The sequence below is a fragment of the Puerhibacterium sp. TATVAM-FAB25 genome (assembly GCF_046535855.1).
GTDB lineage: Bacteria > Actinomycetota > Actinomycetes > Actinomycetales > Cellulomonadaceae > Puerhibacterium > Puerhibacterium variabilis_A.
Genome location: NZ_JAXUAK010000013.1, coordinates 37,691 through 59,995, shown reverse-complemented (window position 1 = coordinate 59,995; position 22,305 = coordinate 37,691). Strand labels below are relative to the sequence as shown.

At 75.9% G+C, this 22,305-nt stretch carries 22 protein-coding genes; 14 read left to right on the top strand and 8 right to left on the bottom strand.

What is annotated here, in order from left to right; all coding sequences use genetic code 11:
* Positions 1 to 9 precede the first annotated feature (9 nt).
* A complete protein-coding gene (locus U5M74_RS12420) occupies positions 10 to 1,371 on the bottom strand; it encodes an APC family permease (RefSeq protein WP_410909256.1) in 1,362 nt (453 codons plus the stop codon).
* A gap of 142 nt (positions 1,372 to 1,513) precedes the next feature.
* Here U5M74_RS12420 and U5M74_RS12415 point away from each other — a divergent pair, with 142 nt between their 5' ends.
* Positions 1,514 to 2,134, top strand: a complete 621-nt coding sequence (locus U5M74_RS12415) for a uridine kinase (protein WP_410909255.1) — start codon at positions 1,514 to 1,516, stop codon at positions 2,132 to 2,134.
* Positions 2,135 to 2,222: 88 nt separating this feature from the next.
* On the opposite strand, the gene U5M74_RS12410 is transcribed toward U5M74_RS12415, so the two are convergent.
* On the bottom strand, positions 2,223 to 3,080 hold the full coding sequence (locus U5M74_RS12410; protein WP_410909254.1) for an NAD(P)-dependent oxidoreductase: 858 nt from the start codon (positions 3,078 to 3,080) through the stop codon (positions 2,223 to 2,225).
* A 492-nt stretch (positions 3,081 to 3,572) separates the two neighbouring features.
* Here U5M74_RS12410 and U5M74_RS12405 point away from each other — a divergent pair, with 492 nt between their 5' ends.
* From U5M74_RS12405 to U5M74_RS12380, 6 genes are read left to right on the top strand one after another with little or no spacing between them, the layout of a single operon-like run.
* On the top strand, positions 3,573 to 4,463 hold the full coding sequence (locus U5M74_RS12405) for an ABC transporter ATP-binding protein (RefSeq protein ID WP_410909253.1): 891 nt from the start codon (positions 3,573 to 3,575) through the stop codon (positions 4,461 to 4,463).
* Positions 4,463 to 5,494, top strand: coding sequence for an aliphatic sulfonate ABC transporter substrate-binding protein (locus tag U5M74_RS12400; RefSeq protein WP_410909252.1), 1,032 nt, complete (start codon positions 4,463 to 4,465; stop codon positions 5,492 to 5,494). Before U5M74_RS12405 ends, U5M74_RS12400 begins: the two co-directional genes overlap by 1 nt.
* A complete protein-coding gene (locus U5M74_RS12395) occupies positions 5,494 to 6,333 on the top strand; it encodes an ABC transporter permease (RefSeq protein WP_410909251.1) in 840 nt (279 codons plus the stop codon). Before U5M74_RS12400 ends, U5M74_RS12395 begins: the two co-directional genes overlap by 1 nt.
* Positions 6,330 to 8,378 carry an acetate--CoA ligase gene (gene acs / locus U5M74_RS12390; protein ID WP_410909250.1) on the top strand — a complete coding sequence of 683 codons (2,049 nt, stop codon included), beginning with the start codon at positions 6,330 to 6,332 and terminating at the stop codon, positions 8,376 to 8,378. The genes U5M74_RS12395 and acs overlap by 4 nt, the downstream gene beginning before the upstream one ends.
* The gene (locus U5M74_RS12385) at positions 8,375 to 9,700 is read left to right on the top strand and encodes an O-acetylhomoserine aminocarboxypropyltransferase/cysteine synthase family protein (protein ID WP_410909249.1); all 1,326 of its coding nucleotides are present in this window, start codon (positions 8,375 to 8,377) and stop codon (positions 9,698 to 9,700) included. The genes acs and U5M74_RS12385 overlap by 4 nt, the downstream gene beginning before the upstream one ends.
* A complete protein-coding gene (locus U5M74_RS12380) occupies positions 9,697 to 10,272 on the top strand; it encodes a CoA-binding protein (RefSeq protein WP_410909248.1) in 576 nt (191 codons plus the stop codon). The genes U5M74_RS12385 and U5M74_RS12380 overlap by 4 nt, the downstream gene beginning before the upstream one ends.
* Before the next feature lie 168 nt (positions 10,273 to 10,440).
* Here U5M74_RS12380 and U5M74_RS12375 read toward each other — a convergent pair whose 3' ends face one another.
* Positions 10,441 to 11,220: a VOC family protein gene (locus U5M74_RS12375; RefSeq protein ID WP_410909247.1), complete on the bottom strand. Its 780-nt coding sequence runs from the start codon at positions 11,218 to 11,220 to the stop codon at positions 10,441 to 10,443.
* 290 nt (positions 11,221 to 11,510) lie between these two features.
* On the opposite strand from U5M74_RS12375, the gene U5M74_RS12370 reads away from it, so the two are divergent.
* The 5 genes from U5M74_RS12370 (at position 11,511) to U5M74_RS12350 (ending at position 16,469) form a co-directional block, all read left to right on the top strand.
* Entirely contained in the window at positions 11,511 to 12,494 is a 984-nt protein-coding gene (locus tag U5M74_RS12370) for a hypothetical protein (protein ID WP_410909246.1), read from the top strand.
* A gap of 79 nt (positions 12,495 to 12,573) precedes the next feature.
* Positions 12,574 to 13,017, top strand: a complete 444-nt coding sequence (locus tag U5M74_RS12365; RefSeq protein WP_410909289.1) for a phage holin family protein — start codon at positions 12,574 to 12,576, stop codon at positions 13,015 to 13,017.
* Positions 13,014 to 13,679 carry a DUF3618 domain-containing protein gene (locus U5M74_RS12360; protein ID WP_410909245.1) on the top strand — a complete coding sequence of 222 codons (666 nt, stop codon included), beginning with the start codon at positions 13,014 to 13,016 and terminating at the stop codon, positions 13,677 to 13,679. Before U5M74_RS12365 ends, U5M74_RS12360 begins: the two co-directional genes overlap by 4 nt.
* 101 nt (positions 13,680 to 13,780) lie before the next feature.
* On the top strand, positions 13,781 to 14,890 hold the full coding sequence (locus U5M74_RS12355) for a YihY/virulence factor BrkB family protein (protein ID WP_410909244.1): 1,110 nt from the start codon (positions 13,781 to 13,783) through the stop codon (positions 14,888 to 14,890).
* A 205-nt stretch (positions 14,891 to 15,095) separates the two neighbouring features.
* The gene (locus U5M74_RS12350) at positions 15,096 to 16,469 is read left to right on the top strand and encodes a lyase family protein (protein WP_410909243.1); all 1,374 of its coding nucleotides are present in this window, start codon (positions 15,096 to 15,098) and stop codon (positions 16,467 to 16,469) included.
* A gap of 40 nt (positions 16,470 to 16,509) precedes the next feature.
* On the opposite strand, the gene U5M74_RS12345 is transcribed toward U5M74_RS12350, so the two are convergent.
* The 3 genes from U5M74_RS12345 to U5M74_RS12335 form a co-directional block, all read right to left on the bottom strand.
* Positions 16,510 to 16,836 carry a CDGSH iron-sulfur domain-containing protein gene (locus tag U5M74_RS12345; protein WP_410909242.1) on the bottom strand — a complete coding sequence of 109 codons (327 nt, stop codon included), beginning with the start codon at positions 16,834 to 16,836 and terminating at the stop codon, positions 16,510 to 16,512.
* A gap of 8 nt (positions 16,837 to 16,844) precedes the next feature.
* Complete coding sequence (locus U5M74_RS12340; protein ID WP_410909241.1) at positions 16,845 to 17,966, bottom strand: iron-containing redox enzyme family protein; 1,122 nt, start codon at positions 17,964 to 17,966, stop codon at positions 16,845 to 16,847.
* 152 nt (positions 17,967 to 18,118) lie between these two features.
* Positions 18,119 to 18,355 (bottom strand): PLD nuclease N-terminal domain-containing protein, encoded by a 237-nt coding sequence (locus tag U5M74_RS12335; protein ID WP_410909240.1) that lies wholly within the window; start codon positions 18,353 to 18,355, stop codon positions 18,119 to 18,121.
* A 104-nt stretch (positions 18,356 to 18,459) separates the two neighbouring features.
* On the opposite strand from U5M74_RS12335, the gene U5M74_RS12330 reads away from it, so the two are divergent.
* Complete coding sequence (locus tag U5M74_RS12330; protein WP_410909239.1) at positions 18,460 to 18,978, top strand: DUF1990 family protein; 519 nt, start codon at positions 18,460 to 18,462, stop codon at positions 18,976 to 18,978.
* 69 nt (positions 18,979 to 19,047) lie between these two features.
* On the opposite strand, the gene U5M74_RS12325 is transcribed toward U5M74_RS12330, so the two are convergent.
* Positions 19,048 to 19,428 (bottom strand): ArsR/SmtB family transcription factor, encoded by a 381-nt coding sequence (locus U5M74_RS12325; protein WP_410909238.1) that lies wholly within the window; start codon positions 19,426 to 19,428, stop codon positions 19,048 to 19,050.
* 83 nt (positions 19,429 to 19,511) lie between these two features.
* Here U5M74_RS12325 and U5M74_RS12320 point away from each other — a divergent pair, with 83 nt between their 5' ends.
* Complete coding sequence (locus U5M74_RS12320) at positions 19,512 to 20,930, top strand: FAD-dependent oxidoreductase (RefSeq protein ID WP_410909237.1); 1,419 nt, start codon at positions 19,512 to 19,514, stop codon at positions 20,928 to 20,930.
* 52 nt (positions 20,931 to 20,982) lie between these two features.
* Here U5M74_RS12320 and U5M74_RS12315 read toward each other — a convergent pair whose 3' ends face one another.
* Complete coding sequence (locus tag U5M74_RS12315) at positions 20,983 to 22,263, bottom strand: APC family permease (RefSeq protein ID WP_410909236.1); 1,281 nt, start codon at positions 22,261 to 22,263, stop codon at positions 20,983 to 20,985.
* Positions 22,264 to 22,305: the final 42 nt, after the last annotated feature.

The window sequence follows — 22,305 nt, the reverse complement described above, 5'->3', positions numbered from 1 at the left end:
GGAGGGGTGTCAGTCGGCGCGGACGGCGGTGCCCGGCGTCGCGTCGGCGCCCCGCGACCGGCGGGTGATCCGCATGATCACGTAGAGGACGACGCCGACCGCCAGCAGCACGCCGGCGCGCAGCCACGTGGTGCCGTCCTGCTGGGTCAGCAGCAGCACGCAGCTCGCGGCGCCGAGCACCGGCACCACGCTGAGCACGCGGAAGTGCGGCCGCTCGACCGTGTCGCGGCGCAGCACCAGCACCGAGACGTTGGTGCTGAGGAAGACGAGCAGCAGCAGGAGCACCACGGTCTCGGCCAGCGCCGCGAGGTCGCCGGTGAAGACCAGCGCCATGGCCACGAGCGTGGTGGCGACGATAGCGACCCACGGCGTCCTGCGCCGGGGGAGCACGCGGCCCAGCACGGTGGGCAGCAGCTGCTGCTCCGCCATCCCGTACGCCAGGCGGCTCGACATGATCATGGTCAGCAGCGCGCCGTTGGCCACGGCGATGAGCGCGACCAGGGAGAACACCTGCTCGGGGACGACGCCGGCGGCGGCGACGACCTCGAGCAGCGGGCCGCTCGAGCCGGCGAGGGTCTCGGGCTCGACGACGATGACGGCCGCGACGCTCACGAGCACGTAGACCACGCCGGCGGTGAGGAGCGCGCCGAACAGCGCCCGGGGGTAGACCCGGCGCACGTCCTTGACCTCCTCCACCACGTTGGCCGAGGTCTCGAACCCGACGAACGAGTAGTACGCCAGCACGGCGGCGCCGAGCACGGCCGTGCCGGGCGCGACGCCCTCGGCGAGCTGGCCGACCCGGCCGGGCTCGCCGTCGCCGCGGCCGAGCACCATGAGCGCGAGCACGACGACCGTGACGAGGCCGCCGACCTCGATGACCGTCATGGCCACGTTGGCGCGCAGCGACTCGCGGATGCCGCGCATGTTGAGCGCGGCGACGGCGACGAGGAACAGCACCGCGACCAGCCGCTGGGGCGCGTCCACGAACGCCCCGAAGTAGTCCCCGGCGAACGCGAGGGACAGGCCGGCCGCGCTGGTGACGCCCGCGGCGAGCATGGAGAAGCCGACCAGGAACGAGATCACCGGCTGCTTGTACGCACGCTCGGCGAACACCGCCGCGCCGCCGGCCCGCGGGTACTTGGTGACCAGCTCGGCGTACGAGCCGGCGGTGAGCAGGGCCAGGCCGAGCGCGACGAGCAGCGGCAGCCAGACGGCGCCGCCCACCTCCCCGGCCATCTCGCCGACGAGGGCGTAGACGCCGGCGCCGAGCACGTCGCCGAGGATGAACAGGTACAGCAGCTTGCCGCTCACCGAGCGCGACAGCCGGGTCTGCGGGTCGGTCGCGCTGTGCTGCGTGGCGTCGGTCGTCATGGGCGGAGGCTGGCACGGCTCGGGCGCGCTCGCAGGCCGTCGACCTGCGCCGAGACCTGAGCTGTGGCCGCCTCGGAACCTTCGGAGGCGGCCACAGCCCAGGTCTCGGCGGGACACGAGGGCGGCGTGGCAGCATGGCCGGGTGCGTGTGGAGCCCGTGTCGTTCGACGTCGTGGTAGACCACGTCGTCGGGCTGGTCACCGACCGGCCCCGCGGGCGGGCGGTGCGCGTGCTGGTCGACGGCCACCCCTCGACCCGGCCCGAGGCGCTCGCGGACGCCCTGGTCGAGCCGCTGCGCGCGGCCGGCCGCCCCGTCGCCCGGGTGCGGGTGCGCGACTTCCTGCGGGCGGCCTCGCTGCGGCTCGAGCACGGCCGGCGCGACCCCGACTCGCTGCTGGACGCCTGGATCGACGTCGGCGGCCTGAACCGCGAGGTGCTCGGCTCCGTCGTCGAGCGCGGGCGCTACCTGCCCACGCTGCGCGACCCCGTCACCGACCGCTCGACGCGCGCGCCGTACGCCGACGCGCCGGAGGGCACCGTCGTCGTGCTCGACGGGACGCTCGCGATGGGCCGGGGCCTCGACGTCGACCTCACCGTGCACCTCGCGCTGCGCACGCCCACCGAGACGCGCAACACCCCGCTCGACGACGCGTGGCAGCTCGCCGCGTACGACCGCTACCGGCGTGAGGTGCAGCCGGAGCGGCGGGCCGACGTCGTCGTGCGGGCCGACGACCCGCGGCACCCGGCGCTCGTCCGCCGCTGACCCGGAGCCCGTCCGCCCAGAGGTTGTGGGTACAGAACACGCCGTGCGTCCCGCGGGCCGCACGGCGTGTTCTGTACCCACAACGGGGTCAGTCGTCGGCGGGGAGCTCCGGGACGACGGCGGCGGCGATGTCGTGGTCGCCGCGCCCGGCCGCCTGGGCGAACTCGAGCGTGCCCAGCAGCGCCTCGACGGCCGGCAGCGACGTCCCCGCGGCCGCGAGCATGAGCCGGGCGTCCTTGGCGAGCAGGTCCACCGAGAACTGGGTGTCCTCGAACGTGCCGTCGAGGATGACGTCCCGCTTCATGCCGGCGATGAAGCCGAGGCCGGTGCTGCCCAGCATGGCGAGCGCGTCGGCCGGGGCGGTGCCCTGCGACCGGGCGAGCCGCAGCGCCTCGACCAGGCCCTGGACGCTCACCCCGAGCGCGAGGTTGGCCAGCAGCTTGCCCACCGCCGCGTCCTGCGGGCGCGGCACCACGCGCAGGCGCTCGGGGTCCGCCCACAGCCGTGCGAGGGGCAGCACCTCCTGCACCGCCGCCTCCTCGCCGCCGAGGTAGACGCCCAGCTTCCCGGCGCGGGCCGGCCCGAGCGTGCCGACGACGGGGCCGTGGACGTACCGCACGCCGTGCGCGGCGGCCCAGCGGGCGTAGCGGGCGGCGTCCTCGGGACCCACGGTCGTGACGTCGAGCCACACGGTGCCGGGGTCGAGCACGTCGCCGTCGAGCACCGTCTCCTGCACGGCGTCCGGCCCGAACAGGACCGTCATGACGACGGGCCGGCCCGCGGTGGCCTCGCGCGCGGTGGCGGCCCGCTCGGCGCCGGCGTCGACCGTGCGGTCCGCCCCGGCAGGCGTGCGGTTCCAGGCGGTGACGCGGTGGCCTGCCCGCAGCAGGTGGACGGCCAGCTCGTGGCCCATCCGCCCGGTGCCGAGCAGCGCGACGTCGGTCATGGGGTCCTCCTTCGACGACGGGGTGCCCGCCGAGTCTCTCGCGCCGCGGGACCTCCGGCGCCCGGGATGTCGCCGGTCCGTGGCAACCGTCTCACGGTACGGCTGTTTTACCTGTCCACATCGCGGGACGCGGGTTCCGCCCGAGTGCCGCGCTCCTTAGCGTTCGTTCCGAGTGGTGGACACGTCTCGATATATGAGACAGGGAGCCGCTCGGCCGCCCTGCGTCCGCCGGGCGACCCCGCCCGCCGACCGGCGCCCGCCCGGAGAGGAGACCGCCATGACCGCCGTCGCCCTCCCCGTGCGCCGTGCCCCGGGCTGCGCCGCCGCGCGCCCCGGGCGCCGCTGTCGAATGCGGAGCCGCACCGGCATGTGACCGCGCCTCGGCGCGGACCGGGACCTCCCGGAGCTCGCACCGGTGCCCCGCAGGCCCCCGCGGCCGCCGGCGCGTCCGGCCGGTCGCGCCCGACCACGACGCCGACCCAGGACGCCACCATGACCTCCACGCTCACGAGCCCCGCCGGCACCGCGCGCCCCGACGCGCCGGGCCGCCGCGCCGCCCACGCCGTCGCGCTGCAGTCCGTGGCGCGCTCCTTCGACACCCCGGCGGGCCCGCGCGAGGTGCTGCGCGCCGTCGACGTCGAGCTGCGCGCCGGCGAGATCGTGGCGATCGTCGGGCCCTCGGGCTGCGGCAAGTCGACGCTGCTGCGCCAGGTCAGCGGCCTGGACGCGCCGACGTCGGGCAGCATCCTGCTCGACGGCGCGGCCGTGACCGCCGCGGACCCGCGTACCGCCGTCGCCTTCCAGGAGCCGCGCCTGCTGCCGTGGCGCACGCTCGCGCAGAACGTGGCGCTCGGCCTGCCGCGCGGCACCGCCCGGCGTGAGGGCCGCGAGCGCGTGGCCGAGCTGCTGCACCTCGTGGGCCTCGAGGAGGCCGCCGACCTGCGCCCGCGCCAGGTCTCCGGCGGCATGGCGCAGCGCGCCTCGCTCGCCCGGGCGCTGGCGCGCAACCCCGGCGTGCTGCTGCTCGACGAGCCGTTCGGCGCGCTGGACGCGCTGACCCGCCTGCGCATGCAGGACCTGCTGCTCGACGTGCATGCCGCCCGGCCCACGACCGTGCTGCTCGTGACGCACGACGTCGAGGAGGCGCTCTACCTCGCCGACCGCGTGCTGCTGCTCCGCTCGCTCGGCGGCACCGCCGACGACGCCGACGCCGCGCCGAGCGTGGCGCGCGTCGTCGAGGTGCCGGGCGCCCGCCCGCGCGACCGCGCCGACCGCACGCTCGCCGAGCTGCGCGTCGAGCTGCTCGCGGGCCTCGGCGTCGACGCCCACCACGGCACCACCCCTGACCTGTCCCCGCTCGCCGTCCCCACCCAGGAGTCCTGATGCGCATCCGCACCGCCCGCCTCGCCACCGTCACCTCGGCCCTCGCCGCCGCGACCCTGATGGCGACCGTCGGCTGCGTCGCCGGCGAGGGTTCCGCCGCCGAGGCCGGGGACTCCACGGCCGGCTCCGAGTGGAGCACCGACACGCTGAACATCGACTTCGCCACGTACAACCCGCTGAGCCTCGTCGTGCGCGACCAGGGGCTCATCGAGAAGGAGCTCGGCGACGCGGTCGAGGTGAACTGGCTGCAGTCCGCCGGCTCCAACAAGGCCAACGAGGCGCTGCGCGCCGGGGCCGTCGACGTCGGCTCGACCGCCGGCTCGGCCGCGCTGCTGGCCCGCGCCAACGGCTCGCCGATCAAGACGATCGACGTCTACAGCCAGCCGGAGTGGTCGGCGATCGTCGTCGGCCCCGACTCGGACGTCACGTCGGTCGCGGACCTCGCGGGCAGGTCGGTCGCCGCCACCAAGGGCACCGACCCCTACTTCTTCCTGCTGCAGGCGCTCGAGGCCAACGGCGTCGACCCGGCGGACGTCGAGGTGCAGAACCTCCAGCACGCCGACGGCCGCACGGCCCTGGACAACGGCTCGGTGGACGCGTGGTCGGGCCTCGACCCGATCATGGCCGCCGCCGAGGCCGAGTCCGGCGACGAGCTGCTGTACCGGAACGTCGACCTCAACACCTACGGCTTCCTCAACGCCACCGAGGAGTTCGTCACCGAGCACCCGGACGTCGCGCAGGTCGTCGTGGACGCCTACGAGGAGGCCCGCGCGTGGGCGCAGGAGAACCCGGAGGAGGTCTCGGCGCTGCTCGCCGAGGTGGCCGGCATCGACCCGGAGGTCGCCTCGACGGTGATCGAGGAGCGCAGCAACCTCGGCGTCGACCCGGTGCCGGGCGACGCGCAGCGCGCGGTGCTCGAGAAGGTCGGCCCGATCCTCGTCGCCAACGGTGACGTCCCGAACCAGCAGCAGGTCGACGACGCGCTCGACTCGCTGTTCGACACCCAGTTCGTCGAGAAGGCGACGGAGTGATGTCGGCCCGGGACATCCCCGGCGACCGGGCGATCGCCCCGCGCTCGAGCGGCCTGACGACGGCGGGCGGGCGCCCGGCGTTCTGGTCGCGCCGGCCGGTGGTGGTCGTGGGCGGGCTCGTGGTCCCGGTGCTCCTGCTGGCCGCGTGGCAGTGGGTCACCGCGGCGGGGCTCGTGCCGGCCTACCAGCTGCCCGGGCCCGTGGCCGTGTGGGACGCCGCGGTGGACCTGCTGCAGCGCGGGGAGCTGGGCCACCACGTGGCCATCTCCACCCAGCGCGTGCTCGTCGGGTTCGCGATCGGCGCCCTGATCGGCCTGGCGGTGGCCGCCGTCGTCGGCCTCTCCCGAGCGGGCGACGTGCTGCTGAGCCCCATGCTCGCCGCCGTGCGCGCCGTGCCGTCGCTGGCGTGGGTGCCGCTGCTGCTGCTGTGGCTCAAGATCGGCGAGGAGTCCAAGCTCACGCTGATCGCCATCGGCGCGTTCTTCCCCGTCTACACCACGGTGGCCGCCGCGCTGCGGCACGTGGACCCGCACCTCGTGGAGGCCGGGCGGTCGTTCGGCCTGCGCGGCTGGTCCCTGTTCAGGACGGTGCAGCTGCCGGCCGTGCTGCCCTCGCTGGTGTCCGGCCTGCGGCTGGCGCTCGCGCAGGCGTGGCTGTTCCTCGTGGCCGCCGAGCTCATCGCGTCCTCGATGGGCCTGGGCTTCCTGCTGACCGACTCGCAGCAGAACGGGCGCGTGGACCGGATCCTGCTGGCCATCGTGCTGCTGGCGCTGCTGGGCACGATCACCAACGGCCTCGTGGGCGTGGTGGAGAAGCGACTGCTGAAGAGGTGGGCATGACGACGACGGACACGACCGCGACCGGAACGGCCACGGCGGCCGGGACCGAGGCCCGCCTCGTCGAGACCCGCGTCTACCCGCCGTCGGACGCCTTCGCCGCCCAGGCCAACGTGGGGCCGGAGGTCTACGCCCGCGCCGCCGCCGACCCGGTCGCGTTCTGGGAGGAGGCGGCCCGCCGCCTCGACTGGGCGCAGGACTGGCACACGGCGCACGAGTGGGCGCCGCCCGTGGCCGACCCGGCGACCGGCGAGCTCAGCGTGCCGGAGGCCCGCTGGTTCATGGGCGGGAAGCTCAACGTGGCGGTCAACTGCGTCGACCGGCACGTGGCCGCCGGCCGCGGCGCCAAGGTCGCCCTGCACTTCGAGGGCGAGCCGGGCGACCGCGTGAGCGTCACCTACGCCGACCTGCAGCGGCGCGTCGCCCAGGCGGCCCACGCGCTCACGGCGCTCGGCGTCGGCCCCGGCGACCGCGTCGTCGTCTACCTGCCCGTGCTCGTGGAGACCGTGGTGATCGCGCTGGCGTGCGCCCGCGTCGGCGCCGTCCACAGCCTCGTGTTCGGCGGCTTCTCCGCCGAGGCCGTGCGGTTCCGGCTCGAGGACACCCGCGCCAAGCTGCTGGTCACCACCGACGGGCAGTACCGCCGCGGCAGGGCCGTCGAGGTCAAGTCCGCCGCCGACGCCGCCGCCGCGGGCCTGGCGCACCTCGAGCACGTGCTCGTGCTGCGCCGCACCGGCGACGACACCCCGGACGTGCCGTGGACCGAGGGCCGCGACGTGTGGTGGCACGACGTCGTCGACGCCCAGCCCGAGACGCACGAGCCGGAGTACTTCGACGCCGAGCACCCGCTGTTCGTCATCTACACCTCCGGCACCACCGGCAAGCCCAAGGGCCTGGTGCACACCAGCGGCGGCTACCTCGCGCACGCGAGCTGGGCGCACTGGGCGCACTTCGACGCCAAGCCGGACGACGTGCACTGGTGCACCGCCGACCTCGCGTGGGTCACGGCGCACACCTACGAGATCTACGGGCCGCTGTCCAACGGCCTGACGCAGGTCATCTACGAGGGCACGCCGGACACCCCGCACCGCGAGCGGCACCTGGAGATCATCGAGCGCTACGGCGTCACGGTGTACTACACGGCGCCCACGCTGATCCGCACGTTCATGACCTGGTTCGGCGACACGCTGCCGGAGGGCCACGACCTGTCCACGGTGCGCCTGCTCGGCACCGTCGGCGAGGCGATCAACCCCGAGGCGTGGGTGTGGTTCCGCCGCAACTTCGGCCGCGACGAGACCCCGGTCGTGGACACGTGGTGGCAGTCGGAGACGGGCGCCGCGATGATCGTGCCGCTGCCCGGCGTCACGCCGCTCAAGCCGGGCTCGGCCACGGTGGCCCTGCCCGGCGTCGACGTGGCCGTGGTGGACGACGACGGCGCGCCCGTGGGCCCCGGCCGCTCCGGCACGCTGGTGGTGCGCCGGCCCTGGCCGGGCATGGCCCGCACCGTGTGGGGGAACCCGGAGCGCTACCGCGACTCGTACTGGGCGAAGTACGCCGGCAAGGGCGAGCACGGCGCGTACTACGTGGCCGGCGACGGCGCCACGGTCGACGACGACGGCTACGTGTGGGTGCTGGGGCGCCTCGACGACGTCGTCAACGTCTCGGGGCACCGGCTGTCCACCATCGAGATCGAGTCCGCGCTCGTGGCGCACCCGGGCGTCGGCGAGGCCGGCGTGACCGGCGTGCAGGACCCGGTGACCGGCCAGGCCGTGGCGGCGTTCGTCGTGGCGGCGCGCGGGCCCGCGCCGTCGGCCGACGAGCTGCGCGCCCAGGTGGCGCGCGAGATCGGGCCCGTGGCCAAGCCGCGGCACGTCGTCGTCGTGCCCGAGCTGCCGAAGACCCGCAGCGGCAAGATCCTGCGCCGCCTGCTCGCCCAGCTGTGGGATGGTCACGAGCTGGGCGACACGACGTCGTTGCAGAACCCGTGGGCGGTGGACCAGGTCCGCCAGGCCGTCGCGGCCGCCCGCACCCCGAAGGAGAACCGATGACCGACCACCGCTTCGGGTTCCGCACGCGTGCGCTGCACGCCGGCGGCATCCCCGACGCCACCACCGGCGCCCGCGCCGTGCCGATCTACCAGACGACGTCGTTCGTCTTCGACGGCGCCGCCGACGCCGCGAACCTGTTCGCGCTGCAGAAGTACGGCAACATCTACAGCCGCATCGGCAACCCCACCGTGGCGGCGCTCGAGGAGCGCATCGCCTCGCTCGAGGGCGGCATCGGCGCGGTGGCGACGGCGTCCGGCATGTCGGCGGAGTTCATCACCTTCGCCGCGCTGGTCGGCGCCGGTGACCACGTGGTCGCCTCGGCCCAGCTCTACGGCGGCACCGTGACCCAGCTCGACGTCACGCTGCGCCGCTTCGGCGTGGAGACCACCTTCGTGGCGGGCACGGACGCGGCGGACTACGCCGCGGCGATCCGGCCCGAGACCAAGGTGCTGTACACCGAGATGATCGGGAACCCGTCGGGCGACATCGCCGACCTCGAGGCGCTCGCCGCCGTCGCGCACGACGCCGGGATCCCGCTGGTCGTCGACGCCACGCTGGCCACGCCCTACCTGGTGCGGCCGATCGAGCACGGCGCGGACATCGTCATCCACTCGGTGACCAAGTTCCTCGGCGGGCACGGCACCACGCTCGGCGGCATCGTCGTCGAGTCCGGGCGGTTCGACTGGGGCAACGGCAAGTTCCCGCAGATGACCGAGCCCGTGCCCAGCTACGGCGGCATCCGGTGGTGGGCCAACTTCGGCGAGTACGGGTTCCTCACCAAGCTGCGCTCGGAGCAGCTGCGCGACATCGGCCCGGCGCTCTCGCCGCAGTCGGCCTTCCAGCTGCTGCAGGGCGTCGAGACGCTGCCGCAGCGCCTGGACGCGCACCTGGCCAACGCCCGCGCGGTGGCCGAGTGGCTCGACGCCGACCCGCGCGTGGCCTACGTGACCTGGTCCGGGCTGCCGAGCCACCGCCACCACGAGCGGGCGCGGAAGTACCTGCCGCTCGGCCCGGGCTCGGTGTTCGCGTTCGGCGTGAAGCCGGCGGCCGGCGCCGAGAACCCGGCGGATGCCGCCCGCGACGCCGGCCGGGCGTTCATCGAGTCGCTGCAGCTCGCCTCGCACCTGGCCAACATCGGCGACGCGCGCACGCTGGTCATCCACCCGGCGTCCACCACCCACCAGCAGCTCACGCCCGAGCAGCTGCAGGCGGCGGGCGTGCCGGCCGACCTCGTCCGCATCTCGGTGGGGCTCGAGGACGTCGAGGACATCATCTGGGACCTGGACCAGGCCCTCACCAAGGCGACGGGGGAGACGCGATGACGACGACGGACACCCTCGGCGGCGCGGCCTGCGCCCTGCCCGGCGCGCCGGCGGCACCGACGCCGACGCCGGCCGTGGCCGGCGGCACCCCGGCCCGCACGTGGCAGGGGCCCAGCGCGCCCGAGCGCCTGGCGATCCTGCGCGCGACGAAGAGCATCGCCATCGTCGGCGCGAGCGACAACCCGGCGCGGGCCAGCTACTTCGTGGCCACCTACCTGCTGTCGAGCTCGCCGTACGACGTCTACTTCGTCAACCCGCGGGCCGAGTCGATCCTCGGGCGACCCGTCTACAGGTCCCTGGCGGACCTGCCCGTGGTGCCCGACCTGGTCGACGTGTTCCGCAAGCACGACGACCTGCCGGGCGTCGCGCAGGAGGCGGTCGACGCGGGCGCCAAGACCCTGTGGCTCCAGCTCGGGTCGTGGCACGAGGAGGCCGCCGCGATCGCCGAGGCCGCCGGCCTCGACGTGGTCATGGACCGCTGCGTGAAGATCGAGCACGCCCGCTTCCACGGCGGGCTGCTCCTGGCCGGGTTCGACACCGGCGTGATCAGCAGCCGCCGCGGCGCGGGCTGACGCCCGCCGGACCCACCGACGCCGAGACCCGGATTCCTGGGCGATTCCCCCGCGGGACTCGCCCGAGGATCCGGGTCTCGGCGTCCGTGCTGCTCGTGTCCGTGCTGCTCGTGTCCGTGCTGCTCGTGTCCGTGCTGCTCGTGTCCCTGCTGCCGGACGCCGGCGGCGTCAGCGGCAGAGGCAGAAGGGGTGGCCGGCCGGGTCGGCGAAGACCCGGAACCCCTCGCCCTCGCCCGGCAGCCGCCGGGCACCCAGGGCGATGACGGCCTCCTCCGCGGCGTCGAGGTCGCCGCCCGGCACCACGAGGTCCAGGTGGCCTTGCTGCGGGCGTGCCGGGTCCGGCCAGTCCGGGGCCTGGTAGCCCTCGACCCGCTGGAACATCACGGCCTTGCCGCCCCCGAGCATGGCGCCCTCGGCGCCGTCGTACTCGACCGGGTCGCCCAGCACCTGCGCCCAGAACCGGGCGGACTCGCTCGAGTCGGCGACGTCGAACGACACGCCCCACACCGCCGTCGTGGCCACCTCGGCCGACGCGACCAGGTCGAACGTGTGCCCCGCGGGGTCGGCCAGGGTGTTCCAGGTCTCGTTCTCGCGCAGCAGCCGGGCACCGGCGGCGAGAGCCTCCTCGGTGGCCGCGGCGACGTCCGGCACGCGCAGGTCCAGGTGGAGCTGCTGCGGGTGCTCCTGGCCCGGCCACTGCGGCGGCACCAGGTCGGGCGCCAGCTGGAAGGCGAGCTGCCACCCGTCCTGGGTGCGCACCTCGTACCAGTCGTCCTCGGTGTCGGTGATCTCCCCGCCGGTCAGGGCCGCCCAGAACGCGGCGTCCCGCGCCGGGTCGGGCGTGTCCAGGACGACGGTCCCCAGGCGCGCGATCCCGACGGTGGGCGCGCCCGGCGCGTCGGCGTCGGCGCCCGCGCCGCCGGTCCCGGTACTGGTGCTCTCCCTCATCGTGACTCCTCCCGCTCGGTGTGGCTCGTACCGCTCCGTCAGGGCGCTCGACGACCGGCGTCGGGCGCCGGGACCAAGCCTCGCGCGACCCGCCGACATCCGCCGCCGCACGGTCCGCAGGGCCCTGACCTGAGCACTTTCTTCCCGCACGAATTGTGAGCGCACCGAGATCGGGCCATGGTCGATGGCAGGTCACGAAGCGGCCGACCGGGAGGGCAGCGCCCTGAGAGTCGTGCTGCCCGCCCGGGACCAGCGCCCGCGGAGACCGCGGGCTGACCCGGAGGGATCACATGAGCGAGACCGATTTCCCGCGTACGGGCGGCACGCCGTCCGGTCCGGGTGGGCAGCCGCCGAGCTACCCGCCGAGCACGCCGACGACGCCCGAGACCGCACCGTCGTCCGCCACCTACGGCACCACGGCCGGTGCCCCCGGCGGCCTGCCGGGCAGCGGCACGCCCGCCGGCACCGGCCAGGAGAGCAGCGGCGGCGACAGCGGCGTGAAGGAGCGCGTCTCCGGCGCCGCGTCCCAGGCCGGCGACGCCGGCAAGGAGGTCGCCCAGGACGCCAAGGAGAAGGCGGGCGAGGTGGCCCAGCAGGCCAAGGAGAAGGCGGGCGACGTCGCGCACGAGGCGACGCAGCGCGCCCGCAGCCTGGTGGACCAGGCCCGCAGCGAGGTCACCGACCAGGCGTCGACCCAGCAGCAGCGGCTCGCCGGCACCCTGCGCCAGATCGGCACCGAGCTGGGCCAGATGGGCAGCGCCGTCGACGACCCGGGCTACGCCACGGACCTGGCCAAGCGCGGTGAGGACGTCGTGGGGCGCGTCGCCGACTGGTTCGAGCAGCGCGAGCCGGGCGACGTGCTGCGCGACGTCCAGGACTACGCGCGTCGCCGGCCGGGTGTCTTCCTCGCCGTCGCGGCGGGTGCGGGCCTCGTGGTCGGCCGCCTGCTGCGCGGGGCCAAGGACGCCGGCTCCTCGTCGGGCCAGCAGTCGGGCCAGCAGTCGGGCCAGCAGTACGGCGAGTACGCGCCGCAGCACTCGGTCGGCACGGCCGCGGGCAACCCTACGGCGGGCCTGACGGAGACCGCCGGCGTCCCGACCGGCGCCACCTACGGCACGACGACGAGCACCACGGCGGGCGCTCCCGGCGGCTCGGGCACCTTCGGCGGTGCCGGCTACGGCACGTCGGGCGGCACCGGCACGACCGGTGGGACCGGCACGGGCACCGTCGGCAACCCGAGCACTGCAGGCGGTGGCTATGTCCCTGGGACCTGAGACTCCCCGCACCGGCCCCGCGCACGCGAGCGTGCCCGACGCGGGCCTCGGGGGGAGCGGCGCCGTGCCGAGCACGGGCATGCCCGCCACGGGCCTGCCCGGCGCGGACGCTCCCGCCGCGGGCAAGCACGGTGACCCGGAGGGGCTGAGCATCGGTGAGCTGTTCGCCGAGGTCAGCCGCGACCTGTCCACCCTGATCCGGCAGGAGATCGAGCTCGCCAAGGCGGAGACCACGGCCTCGGCCAAGAAGGCGGGCAAGGGCGCCGGGTTCCTCGGCGGGGCCGGCTACGCCGGGCACATGACGATCCTGTTCCTGTCGATCGCCCTGTGGTGGGGCCTGGGCGCGTTGGTGAACCGCGGCTGGTCGGCCGTGATCGTCGCCGTCATCTGGGGGATCGTCGCCGCGGTGCTCGCCTCGCGGGGACGCAAGGAGCTCAAGCAGACCCCGGGCCTCGAGGAGACCACCGACTCCCTCAAGAAGATCCCGAACGCACTCCAAGGACACGAGGAGAAGAACCGATGAGCAGCGACCCGGACCAGATCCGCGCCGACATCGAGCGGACGCGCTACGAGCTCAGCCGCGACGTCGACACGCTGGGCGACCGCGTGCGCCCGGCCTCGGTGGCCCGCCGGCAGACCGAGAAGGTCAAGGGCGGCATGTCCCGCGTGCGTGAGCGAGTGATGGGCACCGCCCAGTCGACCACCCACTCCGCGGCCGAGAGCGTGCGCGGCACCGCCTCGTCGGCGGCCGACAGCGTGCGCGGCACGGCGTCCTCGGTGGCCGACTCCGCGCGGGGCGCTGCCGGCACGGTGAGCGACGCGGTGCAGGGCGCGCCGCAGACGGTGCGCGAGCAGGCGCAGGGCAACCCGCTGGCGGCGGGGCTCGTGGCCTTCGGCCTCGGCCTCATCGCGGCGTCGCTCGTGCCGGCGAGCCAGAAGGAGGCCGAGGTGGCGCAGCGTGCCAAGGAGGCCGCCGCGCCGCTCGTCGACGAGGTCAAGGAGGCCGCCGGCGGCGTGGCCGAGAACCTGCGCGAGCCCGTGCAGGAGAACGTCCAGGGCCTGCGCGAGTCGGCCATGGAGGCCGTCGACGACGTCAAGCAGCAGGGCAAGCAGGCGGCCGGCGACGTCAAGGAGCACGGCCAGCAGGCGGCCGGCGACGTCAAGGACCAGGCCCGGGGCGCCTGACCCCACCTCGTCGGGGCGCCCGCCACCGCGGCGGGCGCCCTGGCGCTGCCGGCCGCCCCGCGGCGGCCCGACGGACCTTCCCGGGACCAGGAGGAACCACGATGACCGACACCGGCAACGCGGCAGCACGGGCCGCCGCCCCGCCCCCCGACGACGCCCGCAAGCCCGACTCCCCGTCGGACCTCGACAAGCCGTCGTGGCTCTACGTCCTGCGCACCACGATCCGTGAGTTCTCCCGGGACCAGTGCCTCGACCTCGCGGCGGCCCTGACCTACTACGCGGTGCTGGCCACGGGCCCGGCCCTGCTGGCGCTGGTGTCGCTCCTGGGGCTGCTGGGCAACGGCGAGCAGATGGTCGACCAGGTGCTCACCACCCTCGGCGGCGTGCTGCCCGAGGACGTGCTGAAAATCATCACGCCGCTGGTGGAGAACGCCGCGGGCGGCGGCGGCCGCGCCGGGCTCGCCCTGGTCCTCGGTGTCGCGCTGGCCCTGTGGTCGGCGTCCGGCTACGTCGGCGCCTTCGGCCGGGCCATGAACCGGGTCTACGAGATCGACGAGGGCCGCCCGGTCTGGAAGCTGCGCCCGGTCCTGCTGCTCGTGACCCTCGTCGGCATCATCATCGCGGCGGTCGTCGTCGCGGCGATGGTCCTGTCCGGCCCGCTGGCCCAGGCGGTCGGCGAGGCCATCGGGCTCGGGTCGACCGCCCTGACGGTGTGGAACATCGCCAAGTGGCCGGTGATCCTGCTGCTCGTCGTGCTGCTCGTGGCCATCCTGTACCACTCCACCCCGAACGTCCGGCAGCCGAAGTTCCGCTGGATCAGCCTCGGCGCCATCGTCGCGATCGTGGTCTGGATCCTCGCCTCGGCCGCCTTCGGTTTCTACGTCTCCCAGTTCGGCAACTACGGCGCCACCTACGGCACGCTCGCCGGCATCATCGTGTTCCTGCTGTGGCTGTGGATCACCAACCTGGCGCTGCTGTTCGGCGCCGAGCTGGACGCCGAGATCGAGCGCGGCCGCGAGCTGCAGGGCGGCATCCCCGCCGAGGAGACCGTGCAGCTGCCCCCGCGCGACACCAAGGCCAGCGAGAAGCGCGAGGCCAAGCGGCAGGAGGACATCGAGCGCGGCCGCGAGCTGCGCGAGGCCGCGGTGCGCGACGGCGCCGACCCGGACGGCGACGGCCGGGACGGCGAGGGTCGTCACGGCGCCGACTGACCCTCCCCGCACCTCAGCAGACGCCGTCGGGCGCCCCGTCCGCCGGACGGGGCGCCCGACGTCCGTCCCCGGCCGTGCGCCGCGCGGGCACGCCCGGACGCGCGCCCACGTCCGCGCCGCGCCGGCTTCGCCCGCCCGGCGCGCGTCGTCGGGCGGGCGCGTACGTCACAATCGAGGCGTCGCCGCACCGCCCGAGGAGGCCCGCATGATCGTCGCGCCGTTCGGTCGCTTCACCTCCGGCCGCGTGCCCGACCCGGGCATCGCGGCCCTGTTCACGCGGGAGAACCGCTGGCAGGCGCGGCTCGACGTCGAGGCGGCGCTCGCGCTCGCGGAGGCCGACGCCGGGCTGGTGCCGCCCGAGGCGGCCAGGGCCATCGCGCTGACGGCCCGCATCGAGAAGCTGGACATCAAGCGCGTCCTCGCGGCGACCTCCGAGGCGAGCCACCCGCTGGTGCCGCTCATCGAGGAGTTCGCCCGCGTCGTGGGCAACCAGCACGGCGGCTGGGTGCACTGGGGCGCCACCACGCAGAACATCACCCAGACGGCCGACGTGCTGGTGCTGCGCGACGCGCACGCCCGGATCAAGCAGCTGCTCGGCCGCGCGCTGCGGGCCGGGGCGCGCCAGGCCCGGCTCTCGGCGGAGCTCCCCATGGCCGGGCGCACCCACTCCCAGCACGCCGTCCCCATCACCTTCGGGTTCAAGGTGGCGACCTGGCTGGACGAGCTCGTCGCGCACGCCGACCGTCTGGAGCGGCTGGAGGAGCGGCTGTTCTGCGTGCTCATGGGCGGCGCCGTCGGCACGTTCGCCTCGTTCGGCGGGGCGGGCCGGGACATCGAGGCGGGCGTCGCGCGGCGGCTGGGCCTGCGGCCGATGCGGGTGCCGTCGCGGGCAATCAACGACGGCATCGTGGAGTACGTGCTGGTGCTGGGGCAGGTCGCCGGGACGATCGGCAAGATCGGCAAGGACGTCTACGCCCTCATGCAGCCGGAGTTCGGCGAGGCGTTCGAGCCGATCCCCGAGGGCACCGTGGGCAGCTCGACCATGCCGCACAAGCGCAACCCGCAGCTCGCGCTCGACATCCTGACGATGTCCGCCGAGCTGCGCGCCCTCGCGGCCCCGGCGCTGGAGTCGATGCTGCACGACCAGGAGGCCAACGGCGCGATGACGGCGCTGCTGGAGGACATCTCGGCGTCGGCCACCGTGCTGGCCGGCGACATGCTCGCCCGCCTCGACCTGGTGCTCGACGGCCTCGAGCTCGACGGCCCGCGGATGCGGCAGAACCTGCGCCTGTCGGCCGGGATGATCGGCTCGGAGTCCCTCATGCTCGCGCTCGGCGAGAAGATCGGGCGCCAGGAGGCGCACGAGGTGGTCTACGCGGTGGCGCAGAAGGCCGCGACCACGGACCTGCCGTTCCTCGACCTGCTCGGCGCCGAGCCGGCGGTGATGGACGTGTTCACCGTCGACGAGGTGCGGGCGCTGCTGGACCCGTCGGCGTACCTCGGGCGCAGCGTGGAGATCGCGCGGGCCACCGCGCAGGTGGCCGACGACGTCGCGGACCGGCTGCTCAAGGACGCCTGACCGGTACCGTCGCCCGCCGCGATGCCGCAGAGCCTCGTGGTCAGTCGTCCGAGCGGAACCCGTTGACCTTGTGCGTGCCGTCGCACCACGGCGGGATCGCCGTGCCGCCGCAGCGGCACATCGCCACGGTCGCCCGGTGGCGCGGCACCTCCTCGCCGTCGGGCCCGACGACGGTGACCGGGCCGCGCACCAGCAGCGGCCCGTCGGGGCAGGGGGTCACCGAGACCTCCGCCCGGCCGGCCCGGGCCCGCGCGCCGTCGCCGTCGACGCCGTCGACGCCGTCGTCCTCGGCGAGCCGGTGGCCGAGCGGGCCGGTCCAGTCGCTGACCCAGCGGGCCGCGACGGGGCAGATCGTGGTCGTCGCCATGGCGCGCCTCAGGCCGGCGGCAGCGGCGCGCGCAGGGCGGACTCGCCGTGCTGCCACCGCTCCATCGCGTAGGCGCCGACGTCGCCCTCGACGGCGAGGCACAGCGCCGCGCCCCACAGCACGTCGTCGCGCAGCGTCGGCTCCTGCTCGGCCAGGCGACCGGCGAGGTCGCGCCCGGCGATCTGCTCGTGCACGGCGTCGGCCTCGACGTGCTCGTCGAAGTAACCGGTGACGTCCTCGCCGTGCCCGAGGCGGCGCAGACCGTTGCTGTACTGGCGGCACGGGATGGACGAGGTCATCTCGTACGCCGCGAGGTGGCCGACGATGGCGCCGCGCAGGCGGCGGTGCAGGCCCACCAGCGACATGGCGTTCACGGCGACCAGGGCCACGCCGGGGGCGGCGTCGAGGTAGGCGCCGTAGGTGTCGTCGAGCCCCATGCCGCGCATGGTGCGGGCGTACAGCTCGTGGTGCATGTGGCCGGGGTGGCCGCCGCCGTACTCGTCGGACTGGATCTCCACCAGCGCCGCCTTGGGCACCCCGGACAGGCGCGGGATGGCCCAGGTGTGCGGGTCGGCCTCCTTGAGCTGGTAGATCGAGCGCAGGGCGATGAGCTCGCGCGCCTGGGCCGCGTCGGCCTTGCGGGCGACGTACCGCGACAGGCTCGGGCTGTCGTCGTCGGCGGCGAGCCGGAACAGCCGGGCCGCGACGCCCGCGGCGTCGGTGGCGTCGCACTCCGGCTGCGGCACGCGGGCGCGCAGCGCGGCCTCGAACGGCCGCTCGATGCGGGCGCGCAGCGCGAGCAGGCCGGGGTGCCACTCCCAGGCGTCGTCGACGCCGTCGACGCCGCGGTAGTGCAGCTCGTACATCACGAGCAGGGCGAGCTGGACATCCTCGGTCAGGACGACGGCGGTGGCGTCCGGGCCGTCGATGCCGGCCGCCTCGAGGGCGGCGGCGACGGGGGCGAGGGGCTCGGTGCCGTCGGCGCCCGGGTCGAGCTCGTCGGGCGTGCCGGAGCGCAGGGCGGCGAGCAGCGTGGTGCTCACGGGGCCGCGCGGCTGCGGCGCGGGCATGCGGTGCGACGCCGTCGTCGGCGTCGTGTCGGGGTGCGGCGTGGTCGTCGGCGTGGTCATGCGGCCTCCCGGTCGGGCGGAGGCGCCACCGGTGGCGGCGCGGTCGTGCTGCGCCGCTCAGCCTGCGGCACGGCGCCGCCGCTCGCGCGGGGAAGTGCGGGAGGTGGGAGGGTGCGCGATCCGGCGTCCGGCCCGGTGCGTCGCGCCCGGGGTCAGGAGTCGGACGCCGCGGAGGTCGCGGCCGCGCGGCGGCCCCACGCGAGCCACAGGACCGGCCCGGCCAGCGGCAGGAGCAGCACCACGATCGTCCACGCCAGCGTCGTGGCCGGCGCCATGGTCCTGCGGCGCAGCACGTCGACGACCGCCACCACCGCGAGCAGGACGGTCGCCGTCCACAGCCAGTCGTAGGCGGCCGGCAGGAAGAGCGTCTCGGCCGTCGGGTCCCCCATGGGCCGCAGCGTAGCGGGCCTGCCGGCGGCGGCGGCACCCCGGGGCACGCACGCGGCCGCCCGCGCTCCCGGCGCATGGAGCGCCGGTGTGGCACCGTGCGGACGTGACCTTCACCTACCCCGGGGTGGGCGCGACGCGGCACGGCCCCTTCCCGGCCGGCTACCGGCACGTCCGGGTGCGGCTGCCGCTGTCCCGCGGCCCGCGCCAGTCGGCCGACCTCGAGCGCGTGGGGCAGCTGCTGCTGACGTGGCAGGTGCACGCCGCCGCGCGGATCCGGCTCGACACCTCGGCCCCCGTGGCGGCGCCCGGCGTGCGGGTCGACACGCGCCTCGGCGTCGGGCCGCTGCGGCTCCACGAGCCGTGCGACGTGGTCTGGGTGGAGCGCGGGCCGCGCCGTGTCGGGTTCGGCTACGGGACGCTGCCGGGGCACGTGCTCGTGGGCGAGGAGCTGTTCGCGGTCGAGCGCGACGACGCCGGGCGGCTGTGGTGGGTGGTCGAGCTGTTCAGCCGGCCGGCCGCTGCGTGGCTGCGCCCGTTCGCGCCGGCGCTCGAGGTCTTCCAGCGCTCCTACGCCGCGTGGCTGGCCCGCGCGGCCCGGCGCCTGCTCGCCGACGCGGGCTGAGCGGCCGGCGCCGGCTGGGCGGCCGAAGCGGGCTGAGCGGCCCACGCCGGGCCGACGGTGGCGACGCCGTCAGCGGGCGGGCGTCTCCGTGAGCCCCTGGGCGAGCCGGTCGAGCGCGCCCGGGACGACGGAGTAGTACGCCCAGCGGCCGCGCTGCTCGCGGGCGAGCAGGCCGGCGTCCACGAGGATCTTGAGGTGGTGGCTGACGGTGGGCTGGCTCAGCCCGACCGGCTCGGTGAGGTCGCAGACGCACGCCTGGCCGCCGTCGTGCGCCGCGACGATCGACAGCAGCCGCACCCGCGTGGGGTCGCCGAGCGCCTTGAAGACGCGCGCCACCTCCTGCGCGACGGCGGGGTCGACGGCCTCGCGGACGAGCGGCGCGCAGCACGCCGCGCCCTCCGCGGAGCCCGCGGCGATCGGCAGCGGCCGGGGCTGCGTGGTCGAGGTCATGCGTCCATCTTGCCATCCATCGATGTTCATGGATACGTTGCGGCCATCACCGATCGAAGTATGTCGATGGATGGAGTGGGTCGATGAGCGCGACGACGTCGCAGGCGCTGCCGGTCGTGGTGGTCGGGGCGGGCCCGGTCGGGCTCGCCGCTGCCGCGCACCTGCTCGAGCGCGGGCTGGAGCCGCTGGTGCTGGAGGCGGGCGACGGCCCGGGCGCCGCGGTGGGGCGGTGGGGCCACGTGCGGCTGTTCTCGCCGTGGCGGTACGACGTCGACGCCGCCGCGCGCCGTCTTCTCGGGGCCGCCGGGTGGGCCGAGCCCGACCCGGACGCCCTGCCGACCGGCGCGGAGCTGGTGCGCGACTACCTCGCGCCGCTGGCCGCCACCCCGGCCCTGGCGCCGCGCGTCCGCTACGGCATCCGTGTCGTCGCGGTGGCCCGGGACGGCGCGGACCGCACCCGCTCGCTCGGCCGCGACCGGCTGGCCTACCGGGTGCGCACCGTCGACGCGGCCGGGGAGGTCACCGACGTGCTGGCGCGGGCGGTGGTCGACGCCTCCGGGACCTGGGGGCAGCGCAACCCGGTCGGCACGAGCGGGCTGCCCGCCGTCGGCGAGGACGCCGTCGCCGCGGCGGGGCTGCTGTCGGGCCCGCTGCCGGACGTGCTCGGCGCGGACCGCGCGCGGTTCGCGGGGCGCCGCACCGTGGTCGTGGGCATGGGCCACTCCGCGGCCAACACGCTTCTCGCGCTGGCCGAGCTCGCCGAGACGGAGCCCGGGACCCGGGTCACCTGGGCGATCCGCGGCGGCTCGCCGCGACGCCTGTACGGCGGCGGCGCCGCGGACGAGCTGCCCGCCCGCGGCCTGCTCGGCACGCGGCTGCGGGACGCCGTCGCGGCGGGGCGCGTCGCGCTGCTCACCCGCGCGTCGGTGGAGCGCCTCGAGGTGCTCGACGGCGGCGCGGCCGTGCGCGTGCTGGGCTCCGCGCGGCGCGACGGCGTGGACGGACCGCTCGACCTGCCGGCCGACGTGGTCGTCGACGCCACCGGGTTCCGGCCCGACCTGGCGATGCTGCGCGAGCTGCGCCTGGACCTCGACCCCGTGGTCGAGGCGCCCCGGGCGCTGGCCCCGCTCATCGACCCGAACCTGCACTCCTGCGGCACCGTGCCCCCGCACGGCGAGCGCGAGCTGGCCCACCCGGACGCCGGCTTCTACCTCGCGGGAGTGAAGTCCTACGGCCGCGCGCCGACCTTCCTGCTGGCCACCGGGTACGAGCAGGTGCGCTCGGTCGCCGCCGCCCTGGCGGGCGACCGTGCCGCGGCCGACGCCGTCGAGCTCGACCTGCCCGAGACCGGCGTGTGCTCCACCGACCTGGCCGCCGCGGCGGACGGGGACGCGGGCGCGAGCTGCTGCGCGGTGCCGGCGGGCCCGCAGCCGGTCGCCCTCGGGGTCGGTGCCGGCGTCGGCTTCGCGACGGGCGTCGCCCACGGCCGCTCCGGCGACTGAGCGCCCACGGAGGCCGCCGCCGGTGGCACCGGCGGCGGTGCCGGCCGGACCGTCAGCCGGCCAGCCGCAGCCGCACGGCGCGGCCGGCGACGCCGACGGCGAGCACGGCCACGCCCACCAGCACCGCCGTCGTCGGCAGCGTGAGGCACAGCGCCGCGCACGCCGCCGCGCCGAACACCTGCAGCGCGCGCGGGAACCGGCGGTCGGCGCCGGTCTGGGTGTACGCCGCCACGTTGGCCACCAGGTAGTACACGAGCACGCCGAACGAGCTGAACCCGATCGCGCCGCGCAGGTCGACGGCGAGCACGAGCACCACGACCGCCGTCGCCACCGCCGCCTCGGCGTGGTGCGGCACCCGGTGGCGGGGGTGGACGGCGGCGAGCGGGCGGGGCAGGTCGCGCTCGCGCGCCATCGCCAGGGCGGTGCGGCTCACGCCGGCCAGGAGCGCCAGCAGCGCGCCGAGGGACGCCACCGCGGCGGCCGCCCGCACGAGCGCGCCGGCCCACGGCGCGTGCGCCACGGCGTCGGACAGCGGCGCCGTCGACGCCGCGAGCCCGTCCAGGCCGAGCACCGCCAGCAGGGTGGCCGCCGTCAGGGCGTACAGGACCACGGTGATCACCAGGGCGATGCCGATCGCGCGCGGGACGGTGCGGCGCGGGCTGCGCACCTCCTCCCCGAGCGTGGCGACGCGGGCGTAGCCGGCGAAGGCGAAGAACAGCAGGCCGGCGGCCTGCAGCACGCCGAGCCAGCCGCTCGGTGTCGCGGGCCCGGCGGTGGTCAGCGGCGCGGGTCCGGTGCCCGCCACGACCCCGCGCCCCGTCCACGCCACCACGAGGGTCACCGCGAGCGCCGTCAGCACGAACGCGACGATCCACCGGGCCAGCCGGGCGGTGCGGGTGACGCCGCGGTATCCGGCCGCCGCCAGGGCGACGACGGCGAGGGCGGCCGCGAGGCGCCGCCACGGCTCCGGGGCGCCGGCGGGGACGGCGTACGCGGCGAAGGTCAGCGCCATCGCGGCGCAGCTCGCCGTCTTGCCGACCACGAACCCCCACCCGGCCACGAACCCCCACCACGGCCCGAGGCGCTCGCGGCCGTACAGGTAGGTGCCGCCGGAGGCCGGGTGCTGCGCGGCGAGCTGGGCGGAGCTGGTGGCGTTGGCGTACGCGACCGCGGCCGCCAGGGCCAGGGCGACCAGCAGCGCGCCGGCGGCGCCCGTGGGCAGCACCGCCCGGGCCGCGGGGGCGAAGGCGGCGAACACGCCGGCGCCGATCATCGCGCCGAGTCCGATGACGACGGCGTCGGCGGTGCCGAGGCGGCGGGCGAGCTGGTCCACGGGAGGGATCCTGGCCGCGGGCCGGCCCCGGGGCCGGTGCGC

Excerpts from the sequence above, each read along its gene's own strand:
- U5M74_RS12325 (WP_410909238.1), bottom strand. The coding sequence starts at position 19,428 with ATGACCTCGACCACGCAGCCCCGGCCGCTGCCGATCGCCGCGGGCTCC.
- U5M74_RS12365 (WP_410909289.1), top strand. The coding sequence starts at position 12,574 with ATGCCCGCCACGGGCCTGCCCGGCGCGGACGCTCCCGCCGCGGGCAAG.
- U5M74_RS12375 (WP_410909247.1), bottom strand. The coding sequence starts at position 11,220 with ATGAGGGAGAGCACCAGTACCGGGACCGGCGGCGCGGGCGCCGACGCC.
- U5M74_RS12370 (WP_410909246.1), top strand. The coding sequence starts at position 11,511 with ATGAGCGAGACCGATTTCCCGCGTACGGGCGGCACGCCGTCCGGTCCG.
- U5M74_RS12355 (WP_410909244.1), top strand. The coding sequence starts at position 13,781 with ATGACCGACACCGGCAACGCGGCAGCACGGGCCGCCGCCCCGCCCCCC.
- acs (WP_410909250.1), top strand. The coding sequence starts at position 6,330 with ATGACGACGACGGACACGACCGCGACCGGAACGGCCACGGCGGCCGGG.
- U5M74_RS12340 (WP_410909241.1), bottom strand. The coding sequence starts at position 17,966 with ATGACCACGCCGACGACCACGCCGCACCCCGACACGACGCCGACGACG.
- U5M74_RS12410 (WP_410909254.1), bottom strand. The coding sequence starts at position 3,080 with ATGACCGACGTCGCGCTGCTCGGCACCGGGCGGATGGGCCACGAGCTG.
- U5M74_RS12345 (WP_410909242.1), bottom strand. The coding sequence starts at position 16,836 with ATGGCGACGACCACGATCTGCCCCGTCGCGGCCCGCTGGGTCAGCGAC.
- U5M74_RS12400 (WP_410909252.1), top strand. The coding sequence starts at position 4,463 with ATGCGCATCCGCACCGCCCGCCTCGCCACCGTCACCTCGGCCCTCGCC.
- U5M74_RS12420 (WP_410909256.1), bottom strand. The coding sequence starts at position 1,371 with ATGACGACCGACGCCACGCAGCACAGCGCGACCGACCCGCAGACCCGG.
- U5M74_RS12395 (WP_410909251.1), top strand. The coding sequence starts at position 5,494 with ATGTCGGCCCGGGACATCCCCGGCGACCGGGCGATCGCCCCGCGCTCG.
- U5M74_RS12405 (WP_410909253.1), top strand. The coding sequence starts at position 3,573 with ATGACCTCCACGCTCACGAGCCCCGCCGGCACCGCGCGCCCCGACGCG.
- U5M74_RS12385 (WP_410909249.1), top strand. The coding sequence starts at position 8,375 with ATGACCGACCACCGCTTCGGGTTCCGCACGCGTGCGCTGCACGCCGGC.
- U5M74_RS12380 (WP_410909248.1), top strand. The coding sequence starts at position 9,697 with ATGACGACGACGGACACCCTCGGCGGCGCGGCCTGCGCCCTGCCCGGC.
- U5M74_RS12335 (WP_410909240.1), bottom strand. The coding sequence starts at position 18,355 with ATGGGGGACCCGACGGCCGAGACGCTCTTCCTGCCGGCCGCCTACGAC.
- U5M74_RS12350 (WP_410909243.1), top strand. The coding sequence starts at position 15,096 with ATGATCGTCGCGCCGTTCGGTCGCTTCACCTCCGGCCGCGTGCCCGAC.
- U5M74_RS12320 (WP_410909237.1), top strand. The coding sequence starts at position 19,512 with ATGAGCGCGACGACGTCGCAGGCGCTGCCGGTCGTGGTGGTCGGGGCG.
- U5M74_RS12360 (WP_410909245.1), top strand. The coding sequence starts at position 13,014 with ATGAGCAGCGACCCGGACCAGATCCGCGCCGACATCGAGCGGACGCGC.